Origin of the sequence: Burkholderia sp. Bp9015 (genome assembly GCF_003853505.1) — a bacterium.
Taxonomy (GTDB): Bacteria; Pseudomonadota; Gammaproteobacteria; order Burkholderiales; family Burkholderiaceae; genus Burkholderia.
Map to the genome: position 1 here is coordinate 46,390 of NZ_QTPZ01000048.1, position 7,679 is coordinate 54,068.

Genomic DNA, 7,679 nt, shown 5'->3' on the forward strand with positions numbered 1-7,679 from the left:
TCCCGTCGCGGGTCTTGCCGGTTCGCGGCGGCGGATGACGCATCGCGATGCGTGCGGGTGCGAGACATCCGGCCCGTCGCCACTTGCCCGGATACGCCGCCATGGACGCCTTCAATCGCTGGGAACACGTGATGACGCTGCTCGACCCGTCGGCCGCCGCGCGCCGCCACGCGCCGCCGCCACTTCGCGATCCGGACGCCGCGTGCCGTCGCCACCGCGACGAAGTGCCGGCCGCGTCGAGCGGCGGCATGCGCCGCCGGTGCGCGATCGTCGCGGCCGAGCGGCAGACCGATTCGTCGGTCCTGATATCGTGGAGCGATCCCACGCGCTTTCGCTACGACGAGCAGCGCTGGATCAGCGCCAAGTCGCGCGGTCTCGGACGCTGCGCGCTGACCGGCATCACGATCCGTGCCGGCGACGCGATCTACAAGCCGCAATGGCGCGGCGCGAAGCGCCCGGCGAACTATCGGGACGTGATCCTCACGTCCGAGCTGAACCGCTTCATCGCCAGGCTGTCGCGGTCATGACGCGGCACCCCGCGCGCCGTCCGTCGGCACCGGCCGGCGGCCGCCTGATCACCACCGAGGAATCCGCATGAGCACGTTCACGACACGCGACGGCGTTTCGATTTACTACAAGGACTGGGGCGCCGGCCGCCCGGTCGTGTTCATTCACGGCTGGCCGCTGAATGCGGACATGTGGGACGTCCAGATGCATCATCTCGCGTCGCACGGCATGCGCTGCATCGCCTACGACCGGCGCGGCTTCGGCCGCTCCGGCCAGCCGTGGACGGGTTACGACTACGACACGCTGGCCGACGATCTCGCGACGCTGATCGAAACGCTCGGGCTGCGCGACGTGACGCTCGTCGGCTTTTCGATGGGCGGCGGCGAGGTGGCGCGCTACATCGGCCGGCACGGTACGCGGCACATCGCGAAAGCCGTGCTGATCGGCGCGGTGACGCCGCTGGTCGCGCGCCGCGACGATCATCCCGACGGTGTCGACGTCGCCGTGTTCGACGGCATTCGCTCGGGCATCGTCGCGGATCGCGCGGCGTTCCTCGAAAACTTCTGGCCGCTGTTCACCGGTTCGAACCGGCCCGCGTCGACGATCTCGCGCGCGGCGCTCGACTGGACCACGTTCATGGCGTTGCAGGCCGGGTTGAAGGGCACGCTCGATTGCGTCGGGGCGTTTTCCGAAACCGATTTCAGGGCGGATCTCGACCGGTTCGACGTGCCGACGCTCGTGATTCACGGCGACGACGACCAGACGGTGCCGCTCGCGCTGACGGGCGCCGCGACCGCGAAGCGCGTGCCGCGCGCGACGCTGAGTGTCTACGAGGGCGGGCCGCACGCGCTGTATCTGACGCACGCGCAACGCCTGAACGACGAACTGCTGGCGTTCGTCCGCGCGTGATGCGGCGGCGGAGCGACGCGGCGCGGCGGACACGGCCGGCCGCTCGCGCTCACTCCGCCCATTTCGACCCGAGCACCAGGCCGCAGAAATTCGTCCGACGATAGTCCGGGTCGCAGCGCTCGAGCACGTCGGCGACGACGTTGCCGAACGCGATTTCGGGGCGATGCGCGGTGCCCGCGGCGTATGCCTCGAGGAACGACGCCTTGAAGCGTGGGCTCCGCCCGTGGCCACGCCTGCACGATCTCGTCGCGTTTTGGCGTGTTTTGGCGCGGCCCACTTCGTCGAAACGCAGCACAAAGAGATCCGCTTCGACCCCGCGCCGAGTAATGCCGTCGGTGGTGTCATGTACGGATGAATGCCGACAGCCGCGTGCAGCGCAATCGCGCGCCATACCGCGGCCCCGTCTTCGGCGGCGACGCCGTGTCCGCCGGGAAAGAGAAACGCGTGCGTGACGTTCGCGCCGTCGCTTTCGTCGCGCCGGCGCCTGTGCCGCTGGCCTTCCGTCGGCCCGATGCGATGGAACAACGCGGCGGCGTACAGCAATTCGGCATCGAATGCGATGCCGCGGCGCATACCGATGATCGATGCAAATGCGAACACGCGCATCGCATGCAGGAACAAAAGTTTTTTCCCGCAACCTCGGCGCAATTCATTCAAATCGCCACGGCAAGTGATTCGTGCAAAAGCAAATCAGGAATGGCGGCGCTTTTATCACACCAAACGGGTTCATTGGTGAATCGCTGTTTCGCCTGTTGCCGGCGCCGGAAGCCGTGATGCGCGGCGCTGGACGAGGTGCAGCGCGAATACCGGCCTGCGGCGGCCATTCGCGGTTGTCGTCGATTCAAAAAATTTGCTCTTTGGCTTCTAATAATTTGAATCAATGGATGCTTAAAATGCCGTAGCATCTGCATCACCGGTGTCATTTCCGACAGGGCATCGATGAATGGAAAGCGATTAAGAATTCAAATGATCCGGATTGGAACACTTCACGTTTTCCTCGACAGGCGTGAAATTCGCTCGAACGGCAAACTGCTGCGAATCGGCAGTCGCGCATTCGAAATTCTCGAACTCCTGATTCGGGCGAACGGTGCGTTGGTATCGAAAGACGAGATCATGCAGCGCGTGTGGCCGCACACGGTCGTGGAGGAAAACAACCTGCAGGTGCATGTCGCCGCGTTGCGCAAGGCGCTCGCCGACAACCGGAACCTGATCATCACGGTGCCGGGGCGCGGCTACCGGCTGGTCGGCGGGCAAGCGCAGGCACAGGCGCCGGCCGCGGCGCCCGTGCGTCCCGCGACATCGCGGCTGGCGCCCGCGCCGACCGCACTCATCGGCCGCGAGCAGACGGTCGCGGACGTCCTCGCGGCGCTCGACACCGCGCGCGTCGTGACGCTGGTCGGTGCGGGCGGCATCGGCAAGACGCGGGTGGCGCTCGAAGCGGCCATGCGGGCCGAAGCGCGCTTTCCGGATGGCGCCGCGTTCGTATCGCTGGCCACGGTGGCGTGCCCGCACTTCGTGCCCGACGCGCTGGCCGGCGCGTTCGGCCTCGTGCACCCGGCCGGGTCGCTGACGCTCGAAGCGGTGCTCGCCAGCGTCGCGCATCGGCGGATGTTGCTCGTGCTCGACAATTGCGAACACCTGCTCGATGCCGCCGCGCGGATCGCGACCGCGCTCACCGAGTCGGATGCCGGTTTGTGCGTCCTGGCGACCAGCCGCGAGGCGCTGCGGATCCAGGGCGAGCGGCTGTGTCCGGTTCCGCCGCTCGAGGTACCCGCCGAGGGCGCGGACGAACGCGAGACCGCGGGCGCGAGCGCGGTGCAGCTGTTCTCGGCGCGCGCCCGCGCCGCCGACCCGCGCTTTCCGCTCGACGAACGCTGCCTGGCGCTGATGGCGTCGGTCTGCCGGCGTCTCGACGGGCTGCCGCTCGCGATCGAGCTGGCCGCGGCCCGCGCAGCCGTGCTCGGCATCGACGTGCTGGCCGCGCATCTCGACGACCATTTCCGGCTGCTGACCGGCGGCTTTCGCACGGCGTTGCCGCGTCATCAGACACTGCAGGCGATGTACGACTGGAGCTACCGCCTGCTCGACGACGCGGAGCGCCTGCTGCTGCGCTGGCTCGGCGTGTTCCGCGACAGCTTCTCGATCGACGCGGTGCGCGACATCGTCGGAACGAAGGGGCTCGTCGACACGGCGCTGCTCGACGCGATCGCGGGCCTTGTGTCGAAATCGCTGCTGAGCCTCGAGAGCGCGCATGGCGCGCCGCGCTACCGGCTGTTGACGACGACGCGCGCGTACGCGCTGCAGCAGCTCGAGACCAACGGCGAATGCGCGGCCGCGGCGCTCGCGCACGCGCGCTACTTCCTGGCGCTGTTCCGGCGTGCGCCCGGTAGCGACGACGGGCAGCTCGCCGAATCGCGGCTCGACGTGATCCGGCGCGAACTCGGCAATCTGCGCGCGGCGCTCGACTGGGCGTTTTCGCCGAACGGCGACGCGCGGGTCGGCATCGCGCTGGCGGCGGTCGCGGTGCCCTGCCTGTTCGACCTGTCGCTCGTGGACGAGTGTCGCGAACGGGCGCGCGCGGCGCTCGACGCGATGCGCGATCTCGACGACACGCCCGCGTGCGCCGACGCGCGCGTGCGGCTGCTGGCCGCGTATGCGGCCGCGCTCGCGCACACGTCGGGGCCGACGCAGATCGCGCACGACGCATGGTCGGCGGTGCATGCGCTCGGATTCGAGGCGGGCGAGGCCGAACTGCCGCCGCGCGACGCGTAGCGCGGCGCGCCGACCGCGCATTCAGAACATTTCAGGCCGAACACAGGACCTGGCCGGCCGGCGCGTCTACATTGCATGCGCGGGGACTGTCCGCTCATCGCTGTCGCGACGCCACCGACTGCCGGCGCAGGGTCCCCGCCCGTCGCGAAGCACGCCCTCAGCCCATTCCAGCATGCCGAACCTGTCCGTCACGGTCGCTTACGGCGCGCCGATCGTTCTTGCCGACCTGATCGCCTGGCGGCTGCTCGGGCGCGGCCGTTCGACGACGAAAGCCGTGTGGCGCTGCGCATCGTTCGCAGCGTTGACCTACGTGCTGTTCTCGACCGGCGTGAGCCCGCTCGCGGTGCCGGCGTCGCCCGACCGGTTCGACCGGCTCGCGATCCAGGTGATCGGCGTCGCATGGTGGCTGCAGTGCGCGCTGGTGTTCAGCCTGATGCTCGATCATCTGCTGCTGCCGCGCGCATGGCGCAACCAGCGGCTGTTCCACGATATCGCCGCGGGCGCCGTGTTCGGTGCGGCCGCCGTCGCCGCGCTGGGCTACGTGCTGGGGCTGCCGCTCAGCGGCGTGGTCGCGACGTCGGGGGCGGTCGCCGTCATCCTCGGGCTCGCGGTCCAGAACACGCTGAACGACGTGTTCTCGGGCCTGGTGCTGAATACCACGCAGCCGTTTCGTCTCGGCGACACGGTGGCGATCGGCGCGCTGGAAGGGCGCGTCGTCGAAAGCAACTGGCGCGCGACCAAGCTGATCGACAGCCTCGGCAACCTGGTCGTCGTGCCGAACAGCGTCGCGGCCAAGGCGGCGATCGTCAACCTGAGCGAACCGGCGAACGTGTACGGCGTGACGCTGACGATCGAGCTCGACCCGCAAGCGCGGCCCGCCGTCGTCGTCGGTGCGCTCGCGCATGCCGCGGCCAGTTCGCTGGACGTGCTCGCCAGTCCGGCGCCGATCCCGGTCGTCAAGGCGTTCAGGACCAACTCGATCGAATACGAACTCGTCTGTTACGTCGACTCGCTTCAGAAAAAGATCGACGTCCGCAACCGGCTCTACGATCTGGCCCACCGGCATCTGGCTGCCGCGGACGTCGCGCTGCGCCCGCTGACGGGCGCACCGGCGGCACCCGGTCCGGCGTCGCGCGGGCAACGCCTGCTGCGCGCGGTCGAGCTGTTCAGGCAGCTCGACGACGCGGACCTGGCGATACTGGCCGATGCGCTCGCGTCTCGCGTGTTCAACAAGGGCGAGGTGATCTACGCGTCGAACTCCGACGCGCGCCTGCTGACGATCGTCGCGGCCGGCGTCGCGGCGGTGTTCGTGCCCGGCGCGACGGGCGACACGGAAGTCAGGCGGATGGCGCCCGGCGACGCGATCGGCCAGTCCGTCGTGCTCGCCGGTACGCAGCTGCATGCGAGCGTCTACGCGGTGACGGCCGTGACGGCCTATCAGCTGAGCAGTCGCGACCTGTCGCCGCTGCTCGCGCGGAAGCCCGAGCTGGGGCGGCTGATGTGCGAATCGCTCACCGAGCACATCGCGACCGAGGAGAAGATGCGGATGCCGCCGGCCGCGAGCGCGCATGCGTCGTTCAACCTGATCGAGTGGCTCGAGAAGGAGATGAAGCGCCTGCACGATTCGTTCGGCTGACGCGGCGGGCGGCGGGTAATGGCGGTCGCGGTCGCGAAGGGCGCGGGCTCAGGCGAGCGCGGTGAACCGGTCGACGAGATCCGGGCGGTCGAGTTGTTCGACCCACCAGTGCAGCGCGCGTCCGGCCTCGTCGCCGCGCCACGCGAGGTAGCACTGGGTCGTGTCGCGCATGCCGGTCACCTGGCGTGCGACCAGCTTGCCTTGCGCGATCGCGCGTGCCGCGATGCAGTCGGGGAGCGTGCCCACCGCGAGTCCTTCGCACTGCGCGGCCAGTTTGGCGGCGAGGGTGGGGACGGCGAGATACGGCTGCCCCGCGTCGATGGCGACCGAACGCGGCGGCAGCTCGCGGGACGTATCGGAGATCGCCGCGCCGCGATGGGCGACGACCGATGCCAGCGACAGCGGTTCCGGCAGCGCCGCGAGCGGGTGGGTGGGGGCGACGGCGAACACGTGCCTGAGCGTGCCGATCGGCCGTGCCACGATGTCCGGCAGCTCGGGCGGCTCGCCCGTGGCGCCGACGACGAGATCCGCGCGGCGCGAAATCAGTGCATCCCAGGTGCCGCCGAGCACTTCGGTGGACAGTCGCAGCCGCGTGTCCATCTCGAGACCGTAGAACGTGTGCACGTACGGCCACATCGCCTCGAACGGCAGGATCTCGTCGACACAGATCCGGACCTCGGTTTCCCAGCCCTGCTGCGCACGCTGCGCCTTGCGTTCGAGCTGTTCGGCGGCATGCAGCAGCCGGCGGCCCTCTTCGACGACCACGCGCCCCGCGTGCGTGAGTTTTGCGCGGCGTCCGCTACGGTCGAACAGCGCGACGTCGAGGTCGCTTTCGAGCTTTTGTACGAGGTAAGTCAGCGCGGACGGCACGCGGTGCAGCAGTTCGGCGGCTTCGGCGAACGTGCCGGTGCGGTCGATCGCGTCCAGTGCTTCGAGCGCTTCGAATGACAGCTTCATGGCGAATTCCACGGAGGGACGTCGGGCTGCCATGTTAGCGTCAAGCGCCGCTCGATCCAATACCGTTCAGGACGATCCATCGCGCGGCCGGGCGGCGGGACGCAACGGCATGGCGCGGGCCAGGCCGCGTGGCACCACCGTGATCGAAGGAACACGACGGCATGGCGATGCCCGCGGACGGGCATGGCTGCATCCGGTCAACGTGCGTGCGTCACGTCGGCGTCACGTCGGCGTCGAATCGCGGCGCGTCGCGGCGGTGTCGGGTGCGTGGGCACCGGGCAGCGCACCGAACATGTGCTGGCTGCACTTCGCATCGCGCCAGGCGGTGCCGAGCCGGATACCGCTGAACATCCGCCGCGCGACCGGCAGGATCTGTTCGCCGGCCAGGATGCCCAGCAGGCCGACGAGCGCGACGATCGGCGGCGCCGGCGACGGCACGCCGATCAGCGCATAGACGATACCGGCGAGGAGGCCGGCGAACAGCGAGGCGGTGTACGGTTTCATGGGATCCGGGTGAAATGGCGGCCGTGTAAAAAATACGGATAACTACCGATCTGGCGTCGCTTCGGCAGTCTGCGACCAGCCTATCAGGTCTTCGCGTTCACCATGGTTCGGTTCAACGAAATTCAGATCTTTTAAGCCTGAGCGTCGCGGCCCGCGCGAATCAGAATGATTAATTGGCGTGATCGGGAATTTGCGTATTGAATGATGCCGGCTGGCTGTCGAATCTCCCGGCACAGCGTATTGGCTGCCTCCCGCATGGGTCGGCGAGGCAGGCCGCATTTTTCTCCGCGTCAAAGGACATCACCGCCATGAGCAACCCGAAGCTTGAAGTACTCACTCCGCACAACAGCCAGCTGATCTTCATCGACCAGCAGCCGCAGATGGCGTTCGGCGT

The 7,679-nt window shown here is 68.6% G+C and carries 8 protein-coding genes and 1 pseudogene; 6 read left to right on the plus strand and 3 right to left on the minus strand.

What is annotated here, in order from left to right:
• Positions 1–101 precede the first annotated feature (101 nt).
• Both DIE12_RS34020 and DIE12_RS34025 read left to right on the plus strand, forming a co-directional pair.
• Positions 102–527, plus strand: a complete 426-nt coding sequence (locus DIE12_RS34020) for a DUF3331 domain-containing protein (RefSeq protein ID WP_124521082.1) — start codon at positions 102–104, stop codon at positions 525–527.
• Positions 528–594: 67 nt separating this feature from the next.
• Complete coding sequence (locus tag DIE12_RS34025) at positions 595–1,416, plus strand: alpha/beta fold hydrolase (RefSeq protein ID WP_124521080.1); 822 nt, start codon at positions 595–597, stop codon at positions 1,414–1,416.
• 49 nt (positions 1,417–1,465) lie between these two features.
• Here DIE12_RS34025 and DIE12_RS34030 read toward each other — a convergent pair whose 3' ends face one another.
• Positions 1,466–1,711 carry a hypothetical protein gene (locus tag DIE12_RS34030; RefSeq protein WP_124521078.1) on the minus strand — a complete coding sequence of 82 codons (246 nt, stop codon included), beginning with the start codon at positions 1,709–1,711 and terminating at the stop codon, positions 1,466–1,468.
• A gap of 56 nt (positions 1,712–1,767) precedes the next feature.
• On the opposite strand from DIE12_RS34030, the gene DIE12_RS34035 reads away from it, so the two are divergent.
• The 3 genes from DIE12_RS34035 (at position 1,768) to DIE12_RS34045 (ending at position 5,824) form a co-directional block, all read left to right on the plus strand.
• On the plus strand, positions 1,768–2,190 hold the full coding sequence (locus DIE12_RS34035) for a hypothetical protein (RefSeq protein WP_124521076.1): 423 nt from the start codon (positions 1,768–1,770) through the stop codon (positions 2,188–2,190).
• Positions 2,191–2,382: 192 nt separating this feature from the next.
• Complete coding sequence (locus DIE12_RS34040; protein ID WP_124521276.1) at positions 2,383–4,188, plus strand: winged helix-turn-helix domain-containing protein; 1,806 nt, start codon at positions 2,383–2,385, stop codon at positions 4,186–4,188.
• Between the two features lie 172 nt (positions 4,189–4,360).
• Entirely contained in the window at positions 4,361–5,824 is a 1,464-nt protein-coding gene (locus DIE12_RS34045; protein ID WP_124522867.1) for a mechanosensitive ion channel family protein, read from the plus strand.
• Between the two features lie 48 nt (positions 5,825–5,872).
• Here DIE12_RS34045 and DIE12_RS34050 read toward each other — a convergent pair whose 3' ends face one another.
• Complete coding sequence (locus tag DIE12_RS34050) at positions 5,873–6,781, minus strand: LysR family transcriptional regulator (RefSeq protein WP_124521072.1); 909 nt, start codon at positions 6,779–6,781, stop codon at positions 5,873–5,875.
• A 222-nt stretch (positions 6,782–7,003) separates the two neighbouring features.
• Positions 7,004–7,285, minus strand: coding sequence for a XapX domain-containing protein (locus DIE12_RS34055; RefSeq protein WP_044847129.1), 282 nt, complete (start codon positions 7,283–7,285; stop codon positions 7,004–7,006).
• A gap of 197 nt (positions 7,286–7,482) precedes the next feature.
• Here DIE12_RS34055 and DIE12_RS38830 point away from each other — a divergent pair.
• Positions 7,483–7,679 (plus strand): annotated as a pseudogene (locus tag DIE12_RS38830) (hypothetical protein); the annotation flags it as partial.

Excerpts from the sequence above, each read along its gene's own strand:
- DIE12_RS34020 (WP_124521082.1), top strand. The coding sequence starts at position 102 with ATGGACGCCTTCAATCGCTGGGAACACGTGATGACGCTGCTCGACCCG.
- DIE12_RS34025 (WP_124521080.1), top strand. The coding sequence starts at position 595 with ATGAGCACGTTCACGACACGCGACGGCGTTTCGATTTACTACAAGGAC.
- DIE12_RS34035 (WP_124521076.1), top strand. The coding sequence starts at position 1,768 with ATGAATGCCGACAGCCGCGTGCAGCGCAATCGCGCGCCATACCGCGGC.
- DIE12_RS34040 (WP_124521276.1), top strand. The coding sequence starts at position 2,383 with ATGATCCGGATTGGAACACTTCACGTTTTCCTCGACAGGCGTGAAATT.
- DIE12_RS34045 (WP_124522867.1), top strand. The coding sequence starts at position 4,361 with ATGCCGAACCTGTCCGTCACGGTCGCTTACGGCGCGCCGATCGTTCTT.
- DIE12_RS34050 (WP_124521072.1), bottom strand. The coding sequence starts at position 6,781 with ATGAAGCTGTCATTCGAAGCGCTCGAAGCACTGGACGCGATCGACCGC.
- DIE12_RS34055 (WP_044847129.1), bottom strand. The coding sequence starts at position 7,285 with ATGAAACCGTACACCGCCTCGCTGTTCGCCGGCCTCCTCGCCGGTATC.